This is a genomic window from Ramlibacter sp. G4-7 (assembly GCF_057784995.1).
Genome location: NZ_JBYNTT010000003.1, coordinates 321,083 through 343,974, shown reverse-complemented (window position 1 = coordinate 343,974; position 22,892 = coordinate 321,083). Strand labels below are relative to the sequence as shown.

16 protein-coding genes are annotated in these 22,892 nt (G+C 70.0%); 5 read left to right on the top strand and 11 right to left on the bottom strand.

Features of this window, described 5'->3' with window-relative positions:
• Positions 1-4: 4 nt before the first annotated feature.
• Positions 5-517 carry a peptide deformylase gene (gene def / locus AC3EGR_RS06505; RefSeq protein ID WP_488545634.1) on the bottom strand — a complete coding sequence of 171 codons (513 nt, stop codon included), beginning with the start codon at positions 515-517 and terminating at the stop codon, positions 5-7.
• A gap of 138 nt (positions 518-655) precedes the next feature.
• On the opposite strand from def, the gene AC3EGR_RS06500 reads away from it, so the two are divergent.
• The 3 genes from AC3EGR_RS06500 (at position 656) to AC3EGR_RS06490 (ending at position 3,546) form a co-directional block, all read left to right on the top strand.
• Positions 656-1,873 carry a LysM peptidoglycan-binding domain-containing protein gene (locus tag AC3EGR_RS06500; RefSeq protein ID WP_488545633.1) on the top strand — a complete coding sequence of 406 codons (1,218 nt, stop codon included), beginning with the start codon at positions 656-658 and terminating at the stop codon, positions 1,871-1,873.
• A gap of 10 nt (positions 1,874-1,883) precedes the next feature.
• A complete protein-coding gene (gene dprA / locus AC3EGR_RS06495; protein WP_488545632.1) occupies positions 1,884-2,996 on the top strand; it encodes a DNA-processing protein DprA in 1,113 nt (370 codons plus the stop codon).
• Positions 2,997-3,063: 67 nt separating this feature from the next.
• Positions 3,064-3,546 (top strand): Smg family protein, encoded by a 483-nt coding sequence (locus AC3EGR_RS06490; RefSeq protein WP_488545631.1) that lies wholly within the window; start codon positions 3,064-3,066, stop codon positions 3,544-3,546.
• Positions 3,547-3,657: 111 nt separating this feature from the next.
• Here AC3EGR_RS06490 and AC3EGR_RS06485 read toward each other — a convergent pair whose 3' ends face one another.
• The 5 genes from AC3EGR_RS06485 to AC3EGR_RS06465 form a co-directional block, all read right to left on the bottom strand.
• Entirely contained in the window at positions 3,658-6,261 is a 2,604-nt protein-coding gene (locus AC3EGR_RS06485) for a DUF1631 family protein (protein ID WP_488545630.1), read from the bottom strand.
• Positions 6,262-6,274: 13 nt separating this feature from the next.
• Positions 6,275-7,228: a protein translocase subunit SecF gene (gene secF, locus AC3EGR_RS06480; RefSeq protein ID WP_488545629.1), complete on the bottom strand. Its 954-nt coding sequence runs from the start codon at positions 7,226-7,228 to the stop codon at positions 6,275-6,277.
• A gap of 44 nt (positions 7,229-7,272) precedes the next feature.
• The gene (secD, locus tag AC3EGR_RS06475; protein WP_488545628.1) at positions 7,273-9,156 is read right to left on the bottom strand and encodes a protein translocase subunit SecD; all 1,884 of its coding nucleotides are present in this window, start codon (positions 9,154-9,156) and stop codon (positions 7,273-7,275) included.
• A gap of 3 nt (positions 9,157-9,159) precedes the next feature.
• Complete coding sequence (gene yajC, locus AC3EGR_RS06470; protein ID WP_488545627.1) at positions 9,160-9,492, bottom strand: preprotein translocase subunit YajC; 333 nt, start codon at positions 9,490-9,492, stop codon at positions 9,160-9,162.
• A 125-nt stretch (positions 9,493-9,617) separates the two neighbouring features.
• Positions 9,618-13,187 carry an indolepyruvate ferredoxin oxidoreductase family protein gene (locus AC3EGR_RS06465; protein ID WP_488545626.1) on the bottom strand — a complete coding sequence of 1,190 codons (3,570 nt, stop codon included), beginning with the start codon at positions 13,185-13,187 and terminating at the stop codon, positions 9,618-9,620.
• A 129-nt stretch (positions 13,188-13,316) separates the two neighbouring features.
• Between AC3EGR_RS06465 and AC3EGR_RS06460 the strand changes: the two genes are divergently transcribed.
• Positions 13,317-13,793: an Lrp/AsnC family transcriptional regulator gene (locus AC3EGR_RS06460; protein ID WP_488545625.1), complete on the top strand. Its 477-nt coding sequence runs from the start codon at positions 13,317-13,319 to the stop codon at positions 13,791-13,793.
• Between the two features lie 6 nt (positions 13,794-13,799).
• Here the strand turns inward: AC3EGR_RS06460 and mltA are convergent, their stop codons facing one another.
• Complete coding sequence (gene mltA, locus AC3EGR_RS06455) at positions 13,800-15,002, bottom strand: murein transglycosylase A (protein ID WP_488545624.1); 1,203 nt, start codon at positions 15,000-15,002, stop codon at positions 13,800-13,802.
• Here mltA and AC3EGR_RS06450 point away from each other — a divergent pair.
• Entirely contained in the window at positions 14,950-15,072 is a 123-nt protein-coding gene (locus tag AC3EGR_RS06450) for a hypothetical protein (RefSeq protein ID WP_488545623.1), read from the top strand. The two genes, mltA and AC3EGR_RS06450, sit on opposite strands and share 53 nt — an antisense overlap.
• A gap of 101 nt (positions 15,073-15,173) precedes the next feature.
• Here AC3EGR_RS06450 and AC3EGR_RS06445 read toward each other — a convergent pair whose 3' ends face one another.
• The 4 genes from AC3EGR_RS06445 to AC3EGR_RS06430 all read right to left on the bottom strand — a co-directional run bounded on the left by AC3EGR_RS06445 (position 15,174) and on the right by AC3EGR_RS06430 (position 22,874).
• The gene (locus tag AC3EGR_RS06445; RefSeq protein WP_488545622.1) at positions 15,174-15,800 is read right to left on the bottom strand and encodes a response regulator transcription factor; all 627 of its coding nucleotides are present in this window, start codon (positions 15,798-15,800) and stop codon (positions 15,174-15,176) included.
• A gap of 2 nt (positions 15,801-15,802) precedes the next feature.
• Positions 15,803-17,791: an ATP-binding protein gene (locus AC3EGR_RS06440; protein WP_488545621.1), complete on the bottom strand. Its 1,989-nt coding sequence runs from the start codon at positions 17,789-17,791 to the stop codon at positions 15,803-15,805.
• A gap of 127 nt (positions 17,792-17,918) precedes the next feature.
• Positions 17,919-18,728: a carbon-nitrogen hydrolase family protein gene (locus AC3EGR_RS06435; protein WP_488545620.1), complete on the bottom strand. Its 810-nt coding sequence runs from the start codon at positions 18,726-18,728 to the stop codon at positions 17,919-17,921.
• A gap of 15 nt (positions 18,729-18,743) precedes the next feature.
• Positions 18,744-22,874 carry a YhdP family protein gene (locus AC3EGR_RS06430; RefSeq protein ID WP_488545619.1) on the bottom strand — a complete coding sequence of 1,377 codons (4,131 nt, stop codon included), beginning with the start codon at positions 22,872-22,874 and terminating at the stop codon, positions 18,744-18,746.
• Positions 22,875-22,892: the final 18 nt, after the last annotated feature.

Here is a 22,892-nt window from a genome sequence, read left to right as displayed (position 1 = left end):
CCTTTCAGACCCGCTGGGCGTCGCGGCGGGCCTTGAGCATCTTCGTCTTGATCCGATTCCTCTTCAATGGGGAGAGGTATTCCACGAACACCTTGCCCAGCAGGTGGTCCATCTCGTGCTGGATGCAGACCGCCAGCATGCCCTCGGCGTCGAGTTCGCGCGACTGGCCTTCGCCGTCCAGGGCGCGGACCTTGATCGAGCGCGAGCGCTCGACGCCGTCGTAGATCCCGGGCACGGACAGGCAACCTTCGTCGCCCACCTGCTTGTCCTCGCTGGCCCAGACGATCTCCGGATTGATCAACACCAGGGGTTGGTCGCGCTTTTCCGACACGTCGATCACGACGACCCGCTCGTGCACGTCGACCTGCGTCGCCGCCAGGCCGATGCCCTCGGCGTCGTACATGGTTTCCAGCATGTCGGCGAGCAGGCTGCGGATGCGCGCGTCCACGGCCTGGACCGGTTTGGCTACCGTGTGCAGGCGCGGATCGGGGTACGTAAGGATCGAAAGGAGTGCCATGGACGACAGATGGTGGCTCTGTCTCTATTTTCCGCCACTTTTGCGGTCGCCTGCTGTAGACATCGGCCATAAACATTGCCCCATCAAGGACTTGAGGCCAGAATCGCCAGCAACTTGTCAAGAGCGGACGTAAACGAGATGGCCTCAAACAAGGCAGCTGTTGGCCTCAAGACCCGCACGATCGCCGCCTGCGCGGCGCTGGTCGTGGGAGGCGGGTTGGCAATTCCGGCCTCGGCGCAGAACTATCCGATCACCCCGGCGCAGCGCTCCACCGCGCAGCAGGTGGCCACGGCGGGCGTGCCGCTGTCCGAGCTGGCGCCCGACGCGCCGGACAGCTACACGGTCAAGCGCGGCGACACGCTCTGGGCGATCTCCGGCAAGTTCCTGCGCACGCCCTGGCGCTGGCCCGAACTCTGGGGCATGAACATGGACCAGGTGCGCAACCCGCACCTGATCTATCCCGGCCAGACGCTGTACCTGGAAAAAGTGGACGGCATGGCGCGCCTGCGCCTGGGCCAGCCGCCCGCCAACGCGGTCGGCACCTTGCGCGTCTCGCCGCGCACCCGCATTGCGGGCGTGGCCGACAACTCCATCCCGGTGCTGCCGCCGCACATCATCGAGCCCTTCCTGAACGAGGCCATCATCGTCAACACCGCCGAGGAGCTGGAGAACGCCCCCCGCATCGTGGCGACCACCGAGGACAAGGTGCTGCTGACCCAGGGCGATCGCGCCTATGCCCGCGGCCGCGGCACGCCCTTCGTGGAGCAGGAGCCGCGCGTCGAGAACTACCGGGTGTTCCGCAACGCCGTGCCGCTGAAGGAGCCGGTGTCCGGCCGCATCCTCGGCTACGAGGCCAAGTACCTCGGCAGCGCGGAGCTGGTGCGCAGCGAGTCCGTGCAGACGGTGCCCGTGGTCGCCGGCCCCGCCAATGCCATCATTCCCGCAACGGTCGACATCAAGCGCGCGAAGGAAGAAATGCGCGTCGGCGACCGGCTGATCCCGGCGCTGCCGCGCGTGATGGAAAGCTACGTGCCGCACGCGCCCGCCGCCCCGGTGGACGCCGTGATCGTCTCCGTCTACGGCGACGCCGTCGCCCTGGTCGGCCAGAGCTCGGTCGTGTCCCTGAGCGTCGGCGCCGCGCAAGGCATGGAGAACGGCACGGTGCTGGCGATCCAGAAAACCGGCGCGGTGGTGCAGGACCGTTCGCAGCCCGGCGAGCTGGCGCGGATGAAGCTGCCCGACGAACGTGCCGGCCTGCTCATGGTGTTCCGCACCTTCGAGAACCTCTCCTATGCACTGGTGCTGGAAGTCACCCAGCCCGTGATGGTCGGCGACCGGGTCACCAGCCCGCGCTGAGGCCTGGCGCATGGAGCGCGACGAGCTGGCCGGCTGGCTGCGCCTCGCGCTCACCCTTCCCCAGGACGGTGCCGCGGCGCGCAGGCTGCTCGCGGCCTTCGGCCTGCCCGCCTCGGTCTTCGCCCAGGACGGCAGCGCGCTCGCGCAGGTCGTCGATCGGGCTTCGGTGGAAGCACTGGCCAAGGTGCCTGCGGACCTGGAACAGCGGGTCGACGCGGCGCTTGCCTGGCTGGACCAGGACCGTGCGCGCCGCCAAGTGCTGACGCTGGGCGACCCGGCCTACCCGCGGTCGCTCCTCTCGATCGAAGACCCGCCGCTGATGCTGTACCGGCTGGGCCAGCAGCGGCCGCCGCCGGAACGCGCGCTGGCCATCGTCGGCAGCCGCAATCCCACCCCGCAGGGCCTGCAGAATGCCCGGCGCTTCGGCCGCGCCTTCGCCGAGGCGCAGGTCACGGTCGTCTCGGGGCTCGCGCTGGGCATCGATGGCGCGGCCCACCAGGGCGCACTGGACGGGGCCGCGGCCGATGCGCTCGCGACCATCGCGGTGGTCGGCACCGGCCTGGACCGCGTGTATCCGAAGCAGCACCTGGACCTCGCGCGCGCCATCGCCGACCGCGGCCAGATCGTCAGCGAGTACCCCCTGGGCACGCCGCCGCTGCCGCACAACTTCCCGCGCCGCAACCGCATCATCGCCGCGCTCAGCCAGGGCACGCTGGTGGTGGAAGCGGCGCTGCAGTCCGGCTCGCTGATCACCGCGCGGCTCGCATCGGAACAGGGCAAGGAGGTCTTCGCGATCCCCGGCTCGATCCACTCGCCGCAGTCGCGCGGCTGCCATGCGCTGCTGCGCCAGGGCGCCAAGCTGGTGGAAAGCGCGCAGGACGTGCTGGAAGACCTGCGCTACGTGCTGCCGGGAGCGGCCGCCGCGGCGCCCCTCGAGACGCCGGAGGGTGAGAGCAGCCCGCTGCTGGACGCGCTCGGCCACGATCCCGTGGGGCTGGATGCGCTGATCGCGCGCACCGGCATCCCGGCGCCGCTGCTGCAGGCGCAGCTGATGGAGCTGGAACTGGCGGGCCACATCGCGCGGCTGCCCGGCGGACTCTTCCAGCGCCTGGGTAAAGCCTGACGCCATCCCGCAACAGGGCCGAAAAAACGCTTTGCGGTGCCGGGCATCGCGTGCACCATCGGCGTTCATGTACGAAGTGCTGGTGTACGTTTACGAAAACTACTGGCGCGGCGACGCGTGCCCCGAGCTGCCCCAGCTCGAACGCAAGCTGAGCGCCCACGGCTTCGAACCCGACGAGATCCACGACGCGCTCGTGTGGCTCGACGGACTCAACTCCGCGGCGGAGAACATCCTCGTGCCGGCGGAGTCCGAGACCGAGTGGACCCCGCAACCGAGCGACGCGAGCATGCGCGTCTACTCGATCGCCGAGCAGGACCACCTGGGCGCCGACTGCCTGGGCTTCATCAGCTTCCTCGAAGGCGCCGGCGTCCTGCCCCCCGCGCTGCGCGAGATCGTCGTCGATCGCGCCATGGCGACCTCCGGCGATCCGGTGGCGCTGGACGAGCTGAAGATCATCGTGCTGATGGTCTACTGGCGCTTCAGCATCGAGCCCGATGCGCTGGTGCTGGATGAACTGTGCGACGACAGCGAGGCGCGGCTGGCGCATTGAGGGCGCGTCGGCGGGGTTCGGCGCTTGGCGCCTCACCGCCACCCGACATGGGTCGCAACCTGCCTGGAATCGTAGGGTGGTGGTGCGCGAAGCGAACCCCACCGAACCCGCTCACGACAACAGGCGCTCCGGATTCGCGTCCAGCTTCGCCAGCGCATCGCGCGTGGCGCGCACCGTGAGACCTTCTTCCTCCGTCGGCACCAGCAGCCCCGCCTGCAGGTAGGCCGCCAGCCGGCGCAAGGGCACCAGGAAGCAGTAGCCATCGCCCGAGGCGAACAGGTGCAGCTGGCGGCGGTCGCTGCACCAGGCGTACTGCACCTGCGACATCCGGCCGTTGTGGTCCAGCGTGAACCAGCTGCCCAGCTGCAGCTCGTTGGCCCAGGCCGTGTTGGCCGCATTGGGCTGGGAGCCGCCTGAGCTGATCACCTCGATCATCGAGGCGTCGATGCCCAGCATCATCTCGATGCTTTCCTGGTCCAGCGGCAGTTCGCCCGCATCGTCGTCGGAAACGAAGTCCTCGAGGTTGGCCAGGCGCCGCGTCATCTCCTCGATGCGCGCATGCGGGATCGCCTCGGTCTTGGACAGGAAGGCGTCGGCCAGCGTGTCGCCGATCACCTTGATGTGGTTCTCCTGCTCGGAGGGCTCCAGCCCCAGCAGCGTCATGCCGCGGCGCAGGCGCGCGAGCAGGTCGGGCAGGTCCTGAATCACCTTGGCGCGGTCGTGCCGGTTCGGCTTGGCGCTGGCCGCCCAGACCAGGTCGCTGGCGGACTTCTTCAGGGCCAGCGTCTCCTCGTGCTGCGGGCCGTTCTTCACGCCGGCGACGGCCAGCACTTCCGCCCAGACCTTGAACAGGAACTCGCGGATCTCGTCGCGCACCGGGACGTCGCTGAGCATCTTGCGCAGCTCGATGGTGTACTGGATCGCCATCGTCTCCTTCTGCTCCACCTGCTGCGCGACGCTGACCAGCTTCTGCGACGGACCCTTCTCGGTGAGGAAGCGCGAGAGGAAGCGCTGGAACTCGTCGTACACCAGCTGGAAGACGCGGCGCCCCGTCTCCGGATACTGCTCGATCACCTGCACCACGCGGCGGATCTCGGTCTCCATCGCGCTGCCGGAGATGGCCGTGGCGTCGAAGCCGAGCACGCAGGAACCCATGCGGTCGATCAGCTGGCGCGCCGGGTGCTCCAGCGAACCGAAGAACTCCGGCTCCTGCAGCGCGACCCGCAGCACGGGCATCTGCAGGCGGGCGAACCACACGCGCACGGCCGGCGGGATGCGCTCCTCGGCCAGGATGGCCTGGAACATCAGCGCCACGATCTCGATGGTCGCCTTCTCGTTGGAGTTGGAGGCCTTCTGCTTGAGTTCCTGGGAGCGGTGCCGCAGGTCCAGCGCCACCTGCTCCACGGCGTCGTCGTCGAAGATGACGATGTCGCCCACGGTCATGGCGTCGTTGACGCGGGTCTGCACCTGCGTCTGCACCTGGGTGGCGTGGTGCGTCACGGCGGCCACCAGCGAAGCGGAAGGCGGCGTGCCGCCGCCGCCCTCCTCGCCCATGCCCACCTTGTCGCGCAACAGCCGCTTCAATTGGCCGAGCACGCCGGTCGCTTTCTGGCGGGCCCGGCCAAGCGGCGTGGCGGCCGAGCCTTCGCCCGCGTTCATCGGAGCCGCGGGCGAGAAGAAGGAGTCGTTCAGGTCGTCGTTGCCGGAGCCGTTCGCGCTGCCGCCACTGCCGCTGCCGCCGGCACCGCCGGCATTGCCCGCACCCGCGCTGCTGGTGCCTCCGCCTCCGGCTCCGCCGCCGCCGCCACCTGCGGCACCTTGCGCCGTCGCAGGACCGAAGCTGCTCGCCCCGAAACCGCCGCCATTGCTGCCTGCGCGTCCCGCAGCGCCGCCGCCGCCGCCACCCGTGCCAGCGCCGGACCCACCGAAGCGGCCACCGCCTCCATTGGAGCCGCCGGAGCCGCCGCCGGCACCACCGCCGCTGGCTCCTGAGCTCCCACCCCCGCCACCTCCTGCGCCACCGCCACCGCCTGCGCCCACCTGCGGGCGTGGCGTCGGAGCGGGGCCGGCCACGGGCCGGCGCACGCGGGCGCGCAGGTCGATGTGCGGCAGGACGCCGCTCTCGACCAGGAATTCATTGGCCTGCTGGTAGCCTTCCAGCGCCCGCGGCACGACGTGCTGCTGGACGAGGTCCTTGACGGCCACCCAGCTCTCGCGCGGCAGCTTCACCGCGCTCCACTGATCCACCAGGATCTGGGCCAGCACTTCAGGCCGCAGCACGTCTTCGGTCGCGAGTTCCTCGCCGCCTTCGAGGTGCGTGATGCGCAGCTTGAGGTCATTCAGTTCCCAGACCGCCTTCTCCTGCACCGCCATGGCCAGGCGCGAGGACAGGATCTTGTTCTCGACCACGTCGTCGCCGATCAGCTCCAGGCTCGCCAGCTCCACGCGCACCCGCGACGCCGCGGGCGGCACGATCGCGCGCCGCCACGCACGGGCGACGCCGTCGACCCAGCGGGCGCCGTTCTGCTCGAACTCCACCAGGGCATCGCGGCGCTGCTGCATGTCGCGGCTGCTCTTGGCGGCGTTCATCATGTCGCCCAGCGCGTTGCGCACCGCCTCGCCGAGCGCCGGCAGCATGCCCTGCATGTGCGCCACGAAACGCTCGCGCGCCTGCCGGGCCAGGGGCGCGGAAGCGGGGGTCATCGGGGACGACATGCCTGGAGGATCCTCAGACGGCGGCGCCGGCGTTGGGATCGTTGGGGTCGCCTTCGCGCTTGGACTGGAACTTGACCAGGTCCTCGCGCTTGATGCCCAGCCACATGGCGATGGCCGCGGCGACGAACACCGACGAATAGATGCCGAACAGGATGCCGATGGTGAGCGCCAGCGCGAAGTAGTGCAGCGTGGCGCCGCCGAACAGCAGCATCGACAGCACCATCATCTGGGTGGAGCCGTGGGTGATGATGGTGCGGCTGATCGTGGAGGTGATGGCGTGGTCGATGACCTCCACCGTGCTCATCTTGCGCTGGCGCCGGAAGGTCTCGCGGATCCGGTCGAAGATCACCACCGATTCGTTGACCGAGTAGCCCAGCACGGCGAGCACCGCCGCCAGCACCGCCAGCGAGAACTCCCACTGGAAGAAGGCGAAGAAGCCCAGGATGATGATGACGTCGTGCAGGTTGGCGATGATCGCCGCGACCGCGAACTTCCATTCGAAGCGCACGGCCAGGTAGATCATGATCCCGGCCACCACCATGGCCAGCGCCTTCAGGCCGTTGGACACCAGTTCCTCGCCCACCTGCGGGCCCACGAACTCCACCCGGCGCAGGGTCACGGCCGGATCCGTGTTTTTCAGGGCAGCGAGCGTGCGGTCGCTTTGTTGCGCGGAACTGACGCCTTTCTGCGCCGGAAGGCGGATCAGGACGTCGCGCGCCGTGCCGAAGTTCTGCACCTGCACGTCGGCGTAACCGAGTCCGGCCACCGCCTGGCGCACTTTCTCGACGTCGGCGGGCTGCGAATAGCTCACCTCCATGACGGTGCCGCCGGTGAACTCGACGGACAGGTGCAGCCCGCGCGTCACGAGGAAGAACACCGCGGCGAGGAACGTGACCAGGGAAATCACGTTGAACACCAGCGCGTTCTTCATGAACGGGATGTCCCGACGGATCTTGAAAAACTCCACTACTAGTCCTTTGCTACGACGCAGCGCGCCACGAGCTTGTTTTTCTACTCGGCCTTGGTTATAGCGCCATCGGCGCCCGGCCGCCAGACCGTCCCGATGGAGACCGCCTTGAGCTTCTTCTGCCGGCCGTACCAGAGGTTCACGAGACCGCGCGAGAAGAACACGGCGGAGAACATGGAGGTCAGGATGCCGATGCAGTGCACCACGGCGAAGCCGCGCACCGGGCCGGAGCCGAAGGCGAGGAGGGCGATGCCGGCGATCAACGTGGTGACGTTCGAGTCCAGGATGGTTGCCCAGGCCCGGTCGTAGCCGGCGTGGATGGCCGCCTGCGGCGAGGCCCCGCCGCGCAGTTCCTCGCGCACCCGCTCGTTGATGAGCACGTTCGAGTCGATGGCCATGCCCAGCGCCAGCGCCATGGCGGCCATGCCCGGCAGCGTCAGGGTGGCCTGCAACATGGACAGGATCGCCACCAGCAGCAGCAGGTTGACGCCCAGCGCGATGCTGGAGAACACGCCGAACAGCATGTAGTACACGACCATGAACAGGCAGATCGCGGCGAAGCCCCAGGCCACGCTGTGGAAGCCCTTGGCGATGTTCTCGGCGCCCAGGCTGGGGCCGATGGTCATCTCCTCGATGATCTCCATGGGCGCGGCCAGCGAGCCGGCGCGCAGCAGCAGCGCCACGTCGTTCGCCTCGACCGTGGTCATGCGGCCGGAGATCTGCACCCGGCCGCCGCCGATCTCGCTGCGGATCACGGGCGCGGTCACGACCTCGCCCTTGCCCTTCTCGAACAGCAGGATGGCCATGCGCTTGCCGATGTTCTCGCGCGTGACGTCGCGGAAGATCCGGGCGCCCTTGGCGTCCAGCGTCAGGTGGACCGCCGCTTCCTGGGTCTGGTTGTCGAAGCCGGCCTGGGCGTCGGTGAGGTTCTCGCCGGTCAGGATGACCTGCTTCTTCACCACGACGTTGCGGCCTTCGCGGTCCAGGTAGCGTTCGGCGCCGAAGGGCACCGGGCCGCTGCCCACCTCGGCGGAGCGGCCTTCGCTGCTCTCGTCGACCATGCGCACTTCCAGGGTCGCGGTGCGGCCCAGGATGTCCTTGGCGCGCGAGGTGTCCTGCACGCCCGGCAGTTGCACGACGATCCGGTCCACGCCTTGCTGCTGGATCACCGGCTCGGCCACGCCGAGCTCGTTGATCCGGTTGTGCAGGGTGACCATGTTCTGCTTCAGGGCCTGGTCCTGGACGCGGCGCGCCGCCTCCGGCTTGAGCGTGGCCATCAGGGTGGTGGTGTCGCCGCTGACGCGGTCGGCCACCTGCAGGTCGGGGAACTGGTCGGCCAGCACGTTGCGCCCCGCGGTCAGCGCCGCCGGGTCGCGGAAGGCGACTTCCACCGCCTGCCCATTGCGGTTGATGCCCGCGTGGCGGATGTTCTTGTCGCGCAGGATCGTGCGCAGGTCACCCGCATACGACTCGGCCTTCTTGGTCAGCGCCGCCTGCATGTCGACCTGCAGCATGAAATGCACGCCGCCGCGCAGGTCCAGGCCCAGGTACATCGGGCGCGCGTTGATGGCCGCCATCCAGGACGGCGTCTTGGACAGCAGGTTGAGCGCGACGACGTAGGACGCATCGTTGGGATCCGGCGCCAGCGCCTTCTGCAGCACGTCCTTGGCCTTGAGCTGGGTGTCCGTGTTCTCCAGGCGCACCTTCACCGAGTTGGGGTCGCGTTCCAGGCCCAGCGGCTTGATGCCCGCCTGGGCGAGCGCCTGCTCCACCCGCGCCTGCGTGGAGGCGTCGATGCGCACGCTGCCGCGGCCCGACGACACCTGCACGGCAGGGTCCTCGCCGAAGAAGTTGGGCAGGGTGTAGAGCACCCCCACGAGCAACGCGACCAGCAGGATCGCGTATTTCCAGATCGGATAGCGGTTCACGGCTTACTTGAGGGAGCCCTTGGGCAGCACCTGCGTGACGGCCGCGCGCTGCACCTGCACCTCGACGCCGGGGGCGATTTCCACGCCCAGGAAGGTGTCGCCCAGCTTGGTCACCTTGCCGACCAGGCCGCCGGAGGTCGCGACCTCGTCGCCCTTGGCCAGCGCCTCGACCATGGCGCGGTGCTCCTTCTGCCGCTTCATCTGCGGGCGGATCATCACGAAGTACAGGACGACGAACATCAGCACCAGCGGCAGCAGGCTCATGAAGGAAGACTGCATGTCGCCGCCGCTTGCGGCGGCCGGCGCCGTCTGGGCGTAGGCGGAGGAAATGAACACGGTGGCTCCAGGTACGAAAACCGGGGAAGGGGACACCCGCGGCACGGCGGGCCGGTTGCCAGGCACCGGCCGCGGGAGGATCCGGGATTGTATGCGGGCCCTCCGGGGGCCACGCCCGGCCGGGCTCAGGCGGCGCGGCGCTCGCCGCCCTGGGCGCGCCACTGCTGCATCAGGCGCTCCCATTCGGGCCGCGTGGCGGCCAGGTTGCGCTCCTTCACGTGGCCGTAGCCGCGGACCTTCTCGGGCAGGGCCGCGATCTCCACGGCCAGTCCATGGCTGGCAGGCTGAAGCCCCGCGATGAGCTCCTCCACCGTGCGGCGGTACTCGTCTATCAGCGCGCGCTCGGTCCGGCGCTCCTCGGTGCGGCCGAACAGGTCCAGCGCCGTGCCGCGCAGCCCCTTGAACCTGGCCAGCACACGGAACAGCTGGTAGGTCCAGGGACCGAACTTGCGCTTGACCAGCTCACCCTTCTCGTTGTGCTTGGCGATGAGGGGCGGCGCCAGGTGGTAGTGGATCTTGAAGTCGCCTTCGAATTGCGCGGCCACCTTTTCGCGGAAACCGGTCTCCGCGTGCAGCCGGGCGACCTCGTACTCGTCCTTGTAGGCCATCAGGCGGAACAGGCCCTTGGCGACCGTTTCCGTCAGGATGGTCTTGCCCAGGGGCATCTCCGCGAGGCGCACGCGTTCCACCAGGTCCTTGTAGCGGTCCGCGTAGGCAGCGTCCTGGTAGTCCACCAGGAAGCCGGCACGCCGCTTGACCAGGCTGTCCAGGGTTTCACGCTGCTTGAACGCGATCACCTGCGCGCTGGGCGCGAGCAGCGCCGAGACGCGCGCGGGCTCGTGGGCGGCGCGGCGGCCCCACTCGAAGGCGGCCTTGTTGTTCTCGACCGCCACGGCGTTGAGTTCGATCGCGCGCAGGATGGATTCGCGCGCCAGCGGCACCCAGCCCTTCTGCCAGGCAAAGCCCAGCATCAGCGGGTTGGTGTAGATGCTGTCGCCCAGCACGCGCGAGGCCAGCGCATCGGCATTGAAGGCCGCGAGGCCCTCGTCGCCCACGGACTTGCCGATCTCGGCGGCGCAGGCGTCCGCGGGATTCTCCCAGCCGGGGTTCTTCACGAAGGCCGCCGTCGGCGTGCTGTGGCCGTTGAGCGCCACCCGGGTGCGGCCGGGGCGCATGCGCAGCACCGTTTCCTTGCCGCCGGTGACGATCGGATCGCAGCCGATCACGAGGTCTGCCGCCGCCATGCTCACGCGCGTCGTGCGGATGTCGTCCTGGCGGTCGGCGATGAGCACGTGGCTCCAGGTCGCACCGCCTTTCTGCGCCAGGCCGGCGGCATCCTGGGTGACGATGCCCTTGCCTTCCATGTGCGCGGCCATGCCCAGCAACTGGCCGATGGTGATCACGCCGGTGCCGCCGACGCCGGCCACGACGATCCCGTACGCCTGCGCCGTGGAAGGCAGCAGGGGCTCGGGAAGCTCGGGGCCGTCGTAGGGGGAGGGTGCCTTCTCGGCGGACGTCGCCTTCTTCTTCAGCTGGCCGCCTTCGACGGTGACGAAGCTGGGGCAGAAGCCCTTGAGGCAGCTCGTGTCCTTGTTGCAGGTGCTCTGGTTGATGGTGCGCTTGCGGCCGAACTCGGTCTCCAGCGGTTCGACCGACAGGCAGTTGGACTTCACGCTGCAGTCGCCGCAGCCTTCGCACACCAGGTCGTTGATCATGACCCGCAGGGCCGGGTCGACCATGGTGCCGCGCTTGCGGCGGCGCCGCTTTTCGGTGGCGCAGGTCTGGTCGTAGAGGATGGCGGTGGTGCCTTCGAGCTCGCGGAACTCACGCTGGATGCGATCGAGCTCGTCGCGGTGGTGCACCGCCACGCCTTCGGGCAGCTTTGCGCCCTCGTACTTCTCGGGCTCGTCGGTCACGACGACCAGCTTGCGCACGCCTTCGGCCACCAGGCTGTGCGCGATCTGCAGCGGCGTGTGGCCCTCGGGACGCTCGCCCACGGGCTGGCCGCCGGTCATGGCCACCGCGTCGTTGTACAGGACCTTGTAGGTGATGTTCACGCCGGCCGCGATCGACTGGCGGATCGCCAGCAGGCCGCTGTGGAAGTAGGTGCCGTCGCCGAGATTGGCGAACACGTGCTTCTCGGTGGAGAAAGGCTGCTGGCCCACCCAGGGCACGCCTTCGCCGCCCATCTGCGTGAAGCCGACGGTGGCGCGGTCCATCCAGGTGGCCATGAAGTGGCAGCCGATGCCGGCCATGGCCCGCGAGCCTTCCGGAACGACCGTGGAGGTGTTGTGCGGGCAGCCGGAACAGAACCAGGGCATGCGGTCGCCCTTGACCTCCACCGCCTGCATGGAGCGTTCCTTCGCCTCCAGGATGGCGAGCTGCGCATCGATGCGCGCCTGCACGTCGCCGTCCAGGCCCATCTTCTTGAGGCGGCGCGCGATGGCACGGGCGATCAGTGACGGCGACAGGTCCGCATTGGCGCGCAGCAACGTGTGCGCGGTCGGGTTCGGCATGGACCATTCGCCGCCCGAGTAGTCGCCCTCGCCTTCCTCGAACTTGCCCACCACGTTCGGGCGCACGTCGGCACGCCAGTTGTACAGCTCTTCCTTCAGCTGGTATTCGATGACCTGGCGCTTCTCCTCGACCACCAGGATCTCGCGCAGGCCCTGGGCGAACTCGCGCGTGCCTTGCGCCTCCAGCGGCCACACCACGCCGACCTTGTGCACGCGGATGCCCAGGCGCCGGCAGGTGTCGTCGTCCAGGCCCAGGTCCAGCAAGGCCTGGCGGGTGTCGTTGTAGGCCTTGCCGCTGGCGATGATGCCGAAGCGGTCCTGCGGCGTCTCGACCACGTTGTAGTTGAGGCGGTTGGCGCGGATGTACGCGAGCGCCGCGTACCACTTGTAGTCGAACAGGCGCGCCTCCTGCTCCAGCGCCGCGTCCGGCCAGCGGATATGCACGCCGCCCGGGGGCATGTGGAAATCCGTGGGCAGCTGGATCTGCACGCGCTCGGGGTCGATCACCGCGGTGGAGCTCGACTCCACGATCTCCTGGATGGTCTTCATGCCCGCCCACACGCCGGCGTAGCGGCTCATGGCGAAGGCATGCAGGCCCAGGTCCAGGATTTCCTGCACGTTGGCCGGGAAGAACACCGGCAGGCCGCAGGCCTTGAAGATGTGGTCGCTCTGGTGCGCCGCCGTCGAGCTCTTGGCCACGTGGTCGTCGCCGGCCACCGCGATCACGCCGCCCCAGGGCGTGGTGCCGGCCATGTTGGCGTGCTTGAAGACGTCGGAGCAACGGTCCACGCCCGGGCCCTTGCCGTACCAGATCCCGAAGACGCCGTCGAACTTGTTGGTGCCGGGGGGCGCAAAGCCCATCTGCTGCGTGCCCCACAGCGCCGTGGCGGCGAGTTCCTCGTTCACCCCGGGCTGGAAGACGATGTTCTGCGCCTGCAGGTACTTCTTGGCCTTCCACAGCGCCTGGTCGTAGCCGCCCAGGGGCGAGCCCCGGTAGCCGCTGACGAAGCCGGCGGTGTTCTTGCCTTGCAGCGCATCGCGCTGGCGCTGCACCATGGGCAGTTTCACCAGCGCCTGGACGCCGCTCATGAAGGCGCGCCCCACGTCGAGCGAGTACTTGTCGTCCAGCGTGACGGTTTCCAGCGCCTTGCGAATGTGTTCTGGCAGGGGGGCGTTCATCGTGCGTTCGTCTCCAGCGGAGGGACCAGGGGCTGCCGCACAGTGTATGCGTGATGCCGGGATCAGTTATTGCTTTTGATGCCGTTCAAACCCTAAGATGCGCAAGGTTCTTTCTCGAAAGCGCGCCTGATGGAAACACTTGACAGGTATGACATCCAAATCCTTACCGAGCTCCAGGCCGACGCGCGCCTGACCAATACCGAGCTCGCCCAGCGCGTGGGCCTGTCGGCGGCGCCCTGCTGGCGGCGCGTGCGGGCGCTGGAGGAGGCCGGCTACATCAAGGGCTACCACGCCGAGATCGACCGGCACCGCATCGGCCTGGGCGTGCTGGCCTTCGTGCGACTCGACGCGGACCGCAACACCGGCGAGCGCACCCGCGAGATGGAGGACGCGATCCGCCAGATCCCCGAGATCGTCTCCTGCCACTACATCAGCGGCGCGGGCACCTTCGAGCTGCAGGTCGTCACGCGCGACCTCGACACCTTCTCGCAGTTCGCGCGCAAGGTGCTGATCAACCTGCCCAACGTGAAGGACATCCACACCAGCTTTTCGCTGGGGGAGGTGAAGGCGAGTTCCAGCCTGCCGTTGTCGCACCTGAAGGCGTGAGCCCCTTCATCGCGGCCACAGCACCCACAGCGCCAGCGGCTGCTTGAGGCGGCCGGCGATCTCGCCTGCCTCCGGTCCGGTGCCCACGTAGTAGTCCGCGCGCACCGCGCCCACGATGGCGCTGCCCGTGTCCTGGGCGAACACCAGGCGGTTCAGGGGCAGCACCGGGCCGGGCGAGGACAGCCACACGGGCGTGCCGTAGGGAATGCCATCCCTGTCGACCGCGATCGATCGCCCCGGCGTCAGCGGCACGCCTTGCGCGCCGCGCGGGCCGAAGGCGGCGTCGAGGTCGGACAGCGGCTCCTCGCGGAAGAACACCATCCGCGGGTTGGCCCACAGCATTTCCTGCACGCGCTGCGGATTGGCGCGCGCCCAGGCCTTGATCCCCGGCCAGGAGGCGTCGGTGATGGCGCGTTGCTGCAGCAGCCAGGAACCGACGCTGCGATAAGGCTGTTCGTTGTTGCCGGCGTAGGCCAGGCGCGCCATCGTGACGCGTCCGTCGGGCTCCGTGATGCGCGCCCGCCCCGAGCCCTGGATCTGCAGGGACAGGGCATCGAGCGGGTCGGCGACGTAGGCGATCTCTCGCCCGCGCAGCCCCGCCCGTGCCTGCGGCAAGGTATCGGTCTCCTGCCGCGTGTACCACGGGCGCCGGGAGTTCAGGTCCGCCGGCGGCCGGTACAGCGGCACCTGCTGCGCCGCCGTGGGCACGCGCGACGCGTCGAGCATGGGCTCGAAGTAGCCGGTCAGCAGCGCCTCGGCCCCGGGCTGCAGCGCTTCCACGCGCCAGGGCTGCAGCCGCTGCTGCATCCAGGCACTCTGTTCTTCCGGCGTGGCGATGGACAGGCGCCGGACCTCCGGACAGAGCGCCGCCTGCGGCGGCAGCGGCCGCTCGCAGCTGCGGATCCAGGCGTTCCAGGCTTCGTGCAAGGCGTCGCTGGAGAATCCCGGCAGCTCCGCCCAGCGCGCCGGCACCCAGCGCGCCTTGCCCTGCACACGCGCGGGCGGCAAGGGCCCCGCTTCGTCGGCCGGCGGCAGCGACGATGCAGGCGCGCCTGGCTGCGCGGAAGGGACGGGACCCCGCGGCGCCTCGTAGCGTGGCGGGGCGGCGCAGCCCGCGATCGTCCCTACAATCGCCGCGAGGAATAAGACCCGGAACATGCTGCTGATTCTGCTGGAAGCGCTCGCCGCGCTGTTGCTGCTGGTGTTCATCGTCTGGTGGACGATGTTCTCCGGCCGCAAGGGCGGGGAGCCGCCGCCGGAAGACGAACGGGAGTCCTAGACAACCACCTTCACCGCAGAGGCGCAGAGGACACAGAGGACTGCGGAGCCATGGCCAGCGGGATCCCCCTCCTTGCCCTGCGCTCGCTGGTGCAGGCTTCCCTAGAGGTCCCGCAGCAGGTTCGCCAGTTCCACGGCTGACTTGACGTCCATCTTGTCGAACACGCGGGCGCGGTGCACTTCCACCGTGCGCACGCTGATGGCGAGCTGGTCGGCGATCAGCTTGTTCGGCAGGCCCTTGGCCACCAGCCGCATCACGTCGCGTTCGCGCTCCGTCAGTTCCGCCAGGCGGCTCTGCAGCGCACCCTTTTCCCGCTGCGAGGCGAGCACTTCGGCGGAGCGGCGCAAGGCCTCCTCGATGCGGTCCACCAGGGCGTTGTCGGAGAACGGCTTCTCGCAGAAGTCGAAGGCGCCGCGCTTGACCATGTCCACCGCGGTCGGGACGTCGGCGTGGCCGGTGAGGAAGATGACCGGCAGCGCCTGCACCAGCCCCCGCTCGGTGAGCTTCTCGAACAGGGCCAGGCCGCTCATTCCCGGCATGCGCACGTCCAGCAGCAGGCAGCAGGGTTGCGCCGGCAGGAAGCCGCCCTGCAGCAGCGCATCGAACTCCTCGGCGCTGGCGAAACTGGAGGACAGCAGCCGGCGCGAGCGCAGCAGCCAGGCGAGCGCGTCGCGCACGCCGGCGTCGTCGTCGACGATGAAGACGGTGGCGTCCGCCGAGGGTTGCATGGTCAGGCGTCTTGTACCGGGAGGGTGAAGCGGAAGATCGTACCCTGTGGATGGTTGGGCTCGAACACCAGCTGGCTGCCGTGCTGCTCGACCACCGTGCGGCACAGGCTCAGGCCCAGACCCATCCCCTCGGCCTTCGTCGTGAAGAAGGGCGTGTACAGCTGCTGCTGCACCTCCTCCGGGATCCCCGGGCCGCAGTCGGCCACCGAGAACTCCAGCCAGCGCTTGCCGGTTTCGGTCGCGGGCGTGGCGCGCACCTGCAGCAGCAGCTCGGGCTGGGCGATGCGCGCTTCGTCCATCGCCTGCATGGCATTGCGCGCCAGGTTCAGCAGCACCTGCTCCACCATCGTGCGGTCGCACAGCACCCGGGGCAGGCCGCTCGGCACGCGGATCTCCACCCGAACGCCCAGCTTGCGCGCCTGCAGGTTCACCAGCGGCAGCACCGCGTCGATCAGCGCATCCGCGCCCACGGGCTGCCGGGCCTGGTCGCGCCGGCGGACGAAGTCGTGCACGCTCCGGATCACCCGACCCGCCCGGTCCGCCTGTTCCGCGATCCGGCGCAGCGCAAGCTGCAGGTCGGTCGCGGGCGGCGGCGCGTGCTGCAGCAGGTTGATGGAGCCGTGGGCATAGCTGGCGATGGCCGCCAGCGGCTGGTTCAGCTCGTGGCTCAGCAAGGAGGCCATCTCGCCCACGGTGGCCAGGCGCGCGGTGGCCTGCAGCCGCTCCTGGCTAGCGCGCGAGAGCTCCTCCACTCGCCGCTGCTCGCTGATGTCCAGAACCGCGCTCATCCATCCGGTCTGCAGCCCTTGCGCGTTGATCAGCGGCGCCTCGATGATCAGTGCCGGGAAGCGCGTGCCGTCCTTGCGCATGAACACCGACTCGAAGCCTTCGCGCGGCGGCCGGTGGCCGCCGGTCAGGCGTACCGCCTGGCGCTTGCCGTATTCCTCGGCGCGCTCGGGCGGCCAGTAGGGCGCAGGCGCGCCGCGGCCCAGCACCTCCTCCGGTGCGAAGCCGACCATCTGGCAGAAGGCCGGGTTCACGTAGGTGGTGCGGCCCTGCAGGTCGCGCGCCCGCAGCCCGGTCACGAGGGAATCCTCCATGGCCTTGCGGAAGGCGAGCGCGTCGGCCAGGTCCTGCTCCACCCGCAGGCGGCGACGCGTGTCGTGGCCCAGGAGGAACAGCACGATCACGAGCGCGATCGACATCACCGTCACCAGCGCGGTCAGCACGTTGGGAAACAGGTCCGGCTCCGAGCGGCGCCAGCTGTCCATGCGCAGCACCATGGTGTTGCCCGGCAGGTCCAGCAGTTGCTGCGCGGAGAACACGCGGGTGCCGCGGCGCGCCAGCCCGTGCATGGCCAGCCGCGTGCCGTCCGCCTCCGTGAAGGAAATCTCCTGGCTGCGACCCAACTGCGGTCCGATCTGCGTGGCCAGCAGGTCGGTGAGCGAATAGGTGGCGACCACGAAGCCGCGCAGGCGCCCGACCTCCACGAGCGGCAGGCACAGCTCCATCAGTTCCAGCCCGAGGCCGTCGGCCTGCGGCTCGAAGTGGCTGCGCGCATAGGCGTGGCTGCTCAGGCGCCGGGCCGTGGCGCAGGCCTGCTGCACCTCGGGCAGCGAATTCGCGCGGCCCAGGCGCTCGAACACCGGGGAGCGGTACGGCGTGTCCACTTCCACCAGCGGCTCGAGGGCCGGTCCGCGCCGCTCGATGCGGACCCACTCGCGGTGCCGCCGCAGCAACGCGTCCGCCTGCACCCGCCACCCGGCCGCGTCGTGGGGCCCGGCCTGCAGCGCCTGCAGTTCCTGCACGTTGCGGGTGAGCGCCGCACGCATGTCGCTCAGCGCGTCGGCCACGTCGCGCTCCACGTTGCCCTGCGCCACGCTCGCCTCGTAGCGGGCGGCCAGGTAGACGAGCGTGACCAGCATGCCGACGACGAGCACGCCCAGCAGCATCCACAGCGACCAGCGCCGCCAGCTGGAAAACCGCCGCATGCCGGCGGGAAACGGAAGCGCCAGTGCGATGATCAGGAACCTCCTGCAGGCCGGCCGGCTGCCGCGGGCAGCGCCTCGCCCGTGCGCGAGCGCAGCGGGCGAGCGCGTCCCGACGGCCGTGCGCCGCTCATAGCACCTTGTGATCGAGCGCGGGCAGTTGCGTGCGCAGCTGCGCGACGCGGGCCGCATCGAGCTCGGCCAGCACGACGCCGGCGCCCTCTTCCGCGCGCTGCGCCACCACCTCGCCCCAGGGATCGACGACCATGGAATGGCCCCAGGTGCGGCGGCCGTTCTCATGCCGCCCGCCCTGCGCCGGCGCGCACACGTAGGTGAGGTTCTCCACGGCGCGCGCGCGCAGCAGCAGTTCCCAGTGCGCCTCGCCCGTGGGATGCGTGAACGCGCTCGGCACCAGCAGCAGCTCGGCACCGAGGCCGCGGTACAGCTCGGGGAACCGCAGGTCGTAGCAGACCGACAGGCCCACGCGCCAGGCATGGCCGTCGCGCGACGGCAGCACGAAGCTTTGCGGCGCCGCACCGGGCTCGATGACCCGCGACTCGTCGTACTGCTCGCGGCCGTTGTCGAACCGGAAGAGATGGATCTTGTCGTAGCGCGCCACGCATTCGCCTTGCGGCGAGTAGGCGAGGCTCGCGTTGCGCACGTGTTCCTCGCTCTCGGCCACCAGCGGCAGCGTGCCGCCCACGATCCACAGGCCCAGCGCGCGCGCCTGCGCGGCCAGGAAGTCCTGCACGGGCCCGCTGCCGAAGCGCTCGCGCACGGCGAGCTTGTCGCGGTCGCGCTGGCCCATGAGGCAGAAGTACTCGGGCAGCACGGCCAGTTCGGCGCCGCGTTCGGCGGCGCGCGCGAGCAGGGCGCGCGCCACCTCCAGGTTGCCGGCGACGGTGGTGCCGGAGACGGTCTGCAAGGCGGCGATCTTCATGGGTCTTCCTCCGTCCTAGCGGGTGGCGGGTTCGACGGGCGCGCCGGAGGACCCGGTGGCCGTCTGCGTGCGCTCCACCTTGGTCACCCGCGGGTCCGCCCAGGTGCCGTCGACGTGGAACTCCTGGGTCGCCGCCTTCATGAGCGGCTCGCGCAGGAACATCTGCGCCAGGAAGGTACCGACACCGATGGCCGGGTTGATGGCGGTGGCCACCAGGGACGCGGTCCCGGCATTGATCTCCGGCACCACCACCACCTTCAGGTCCTGCGTCTCCCGCGCGATGTCGGCGCGCCCTTCCATCAGCACGGCGGCGTTGACGCCCTTCATCTGCAGGTTGTTGGTGGAGGCTATGCCCTGCTCGATGGCGATGTCGCCCCGCACGAAGTCGAAGGCAAAGCCTTGCGTGAACACGTCCCGGAAGTCGAGCGAGAGGCGGCGCGGCAACGATTGCAGGCTCAGCACGCTGAGCAGCTTCGCGAGCCCCGGGTCGGCCTTCATGAACTGGCCGCTTTCGACGTTCACGCGGAAGTTGCCGGTCAGCGAGGGGTAGTCGAACGCCAGCGGCGACCCCATCCACGACACGGTGCCTTCCATCTGCCCGCGGCCGCGCCGCACCACGTCCTTGGTCCCGAAGCGCGCGAGCACCTGGCCGGCATCGGCGATGTCGATGCGGAACTTCATGGACGTGCGGCGCTGCTCCGCGACGCGCGCCTGGCGCGGGCTCGACGCCACGGCCTGCGCGCCGACGGCCGCCCAGTTGCCGGAAGCCGAGAAGCTCGCCTCCGGCATGGTCAGCGCCAGCTTGTTCAGGCGCCACTCGCGCACGCCGCCTTCACGCGCCACGGCGGCCGCGCCGCGGTTGACCGCGTCGATCTCCAGGCGCCCGAGCTTGCGTCCCTTGAGTTCGAACTCCTCCACGATAACGTCCAGCGCCGGCATGGTGCCGGCCTGCTGCTCCAGCAGGCTCTCGACGTCGCTCGCCGCCGAAGCGGCGATGTTCAGGCGAGCCAGACGCGCGTACACGCGGCCGGCACCGGCGCTGGCACCGGCGCTCGCACCCGCGCCCTGCGGCTGCCGGTACTCGATGTAGCCATTGAGTTCGTCCGCCTCCACGTTGGCGCGCCACACGCGCCCGTCGCGCGACCCGCCCACGATCACGTTGTGCAGCGGCCGGCCCTCGATGCTCAGCTCCCTGGCCCGCAAGGCGACGATCGTCGGCAGATAGCTGGAGCCGCTGCCCCCTTCGCTGCGCGCTGCAGTGCCGCCAGCGGCGTCGCTGCCGGTCATGCGCCCCAGCGCTTCTTCCCAGGCGTCGACGTCGAAGCGCCCGAGCTGCAGGTTGGCCGTCACGCCGTCCGCGGGCAGGTGCACCGTCTCGCCCGGCGCCAGCCCCACGCCGATGCTCCCGCGCAGCACCGGCGCCTCCGGCGTGCCCAGGTCGCGCACGAAGTGCACGGCCGCGACCCGCCCGATCTCCACCGACAACTGTTCGTGCAGCCGGGCGCCCGGCGCGAGGGCCTCGCGCGTGAGCGCCGTTTCGTAGCGCAAGGGCAGCTGCGCCTCCGGCGCCTTGTTCAGCGGTGCCGGCAGGTTGATGCCCAGGCCCTGCAGGCTGCTCGTGACCTGCACCTCCGGCACGCCGCGCCTGAACAGCAGGCCCAGGTTGTAGCTGGTGGAGCCGCTGAAGTCCCGTGCCAGGCGCGCCAGGAAGCCGAGTTCGCCGGCCTGCCGCAGGCCCTCGGCGGTCGCCGTGCCCTGGCCGCGCAGTTGCACGACCGGGCTCGGCTCACCGGCCATGGCACGCGTCCCGCCTTCCAACCGCACGTCGCCGCCCAGCGCTCGGGCCTGCACTCCGGCCAGCTGGAACCCGCGTTCGGAGAACTGCACGGTGCCACGGGCACGAGACAGCACCGGCGAATCGCGCGAAAGCTGCACGTCGTTGCCGGCCAGCGTCACCGTGCCTTGCACCTGGGACCGCGCCAGGTCGGACAAGGGCAGCACCAGGCGCAGGCTCGTGTCGGCCTTGCCGCCACCGGTCGCCCCTGCCAGGGCGTTGTTCGTCATCGGCGCCAGCGGCGAGGTGTTGACCAGGGCCAGCGCGTCCGCCAGCGGCCCCGCCACCTTGCCCTGCACCTGCACCACCGACTTGTGGAAGTCGGGGATCTGCGCATCGGCCTGCACCTGCAGCTTGGGCAGCCCCAGCACGCGCCCGCGCACGTCCTTGACCTGCATGCCGTTGCCGCGGAACACCAGTTCGCCGTCGACGTCCGCCAGCGCCGGCCAGGGTGCGCCGCCTTCCTGCAGGCCGCGCGGCACGTAGGCGTAGGTGACGTCGCGCACCTGCGCGGCGACGAGGAACTCGCCGCCCTTGTTGTCCGGGAAGGGGAACTGGCGCAGGTCGCCGCGCACGCGGAACTTCGCGCCCGTGGCATGCCCCGCCTGCACCGCCTCCTGCACGTAGTCGCGCGCCGCCTTGGGAACGCCCAGCGGCAGGTAACGCCACACGCGCGTGCCGTCGGCGCGGCTGAGGCTGCCGCTCAGGTCCAGCGTGCCCGGAAAGCGGCTGGCGCCCGGCTGCTTGCGCGAATTCGCGGTGCGCCAGCTCGCCTTCGCCTCGCCGCTGGCGTCGGCATTGGCGAAGCGCGCATTGGTCACGTTCAGGGACAACTGCTCGCCGTCGATCTGCCATTGCACGTCCGCGCGCAGGGAGTCCAGCGGCAGCACCGGCTCCTCGAACACGCCGGGAAATTCCAGGGCGCCTTGCGCGAGCGCCAGCTGCGCCTTGCCGCCGGACTGGTTCAGGTCGAAGTCCAGGCTGGCGCCACGCACGCCGGGCGTCCCGGCATGGCCCTCGGGATGCGGCCGGGCGGCCAGTTCCAGCCGCGTCGCCCGGCCGCGCGCCTCGTACTTCTGCAGCCCTTCCAGCGGGCCTTGCCAGCGCGCCTGCACCCGCTCGACCAGCCCGCGCGGCGCATACGCTTGTAGCGCGGCATGCGTCGGGGCACCCAGCGGCAGGCGGCTGGCGACCTGGCTGAGCGCGCCGAGGTCCAGCATGTCCGCGCGCAGCTCGCCCTGCGCCGGCGCCAGGCCATCGGGTCCCGTCCAGGTCAGGGCGACGTTGCCGCCCGGCCAGCGCTGGCCATCCTGGGTGAGGAACTGCAGCTCCTGGGTGTGGAACTCGAAGCCGCCCGCAAGCCGCCGCCCGCCCAGACGGCCGGACACGGACTGCAGCGCCAGCGGCTCCAGCTGCGGCCCCAGCGTGGCGTTCACGTCGCGCAGCATCACGTCCGCCGTTCCGCCCACGATCTCGCCGCGTTCCACGTCGGCCCAGGCGCGCAGCCGCCCCTGGCCCTGCGCGATGTCGATGCCCAGATCCGCCTGGCGGCGCAGCTGCGACAGGTCCACGGCGGCGAAGTCGGCGTGCATCTCGCCGCTCCACTGCCGCCATTGGCCTGCGCGTTGCGTGAGCAGCGGCTGGCGGAACATGCCGGACACGGAGAAGCGCTGCCCCCAATCCGGCGGCGGCGTCGCCTCCAGCCGCAGCAGGTGGCGGCGCGCCGCATTGCGCGCGACGAAGTCCACGTGGCTCAGGACCAGCGGCGGCGCACCCCGCTGTTCGTCCGTCCACTGCAGCCAGCCGCCCTGGATGATGAATTCGCCCTGGCCGAAGAACCAGTCGGCCGCCCGGCCGTCGTTGTCGCTGCTGCGCGAGAGGTCCAGGCCGGCCACCAAGACGCGGCCGTCCGCGGTGCGCCGGATGTCCAGCCGCGGCCCCTCGATGTACAGCTGCTCGAAGCCCAGGTTCCAGACCGACCGCGGCGAGACCGCGCCGACCACCAGGGGCAAGGTGAGGGCGGCGCGGCCCTGGTCGTCCAGGAGCACCACATCGCGCAGGGTGACCGACGGGATCAGGCCCTCGCTGCGCGCACTGATGGCGCCTATGCGCACCGGGATCCCCAGCACCCGGCTGGCCCGGATTTCCAGCGCGGGGCGCAGCTCGCCGATTCGCGGCACAATGAATGCATGAAGCGCCCCCCACGCCAGCGACAGCAGCAAGGCCGCGGCCAGGAGCAGCCACAAGGACCACTTGGCCGCTGCTGCAAACAACCTCAGCGCGCGTGAGGGATTCGGCGGCGTCGCATTCATGAATACATCGGACAGGCA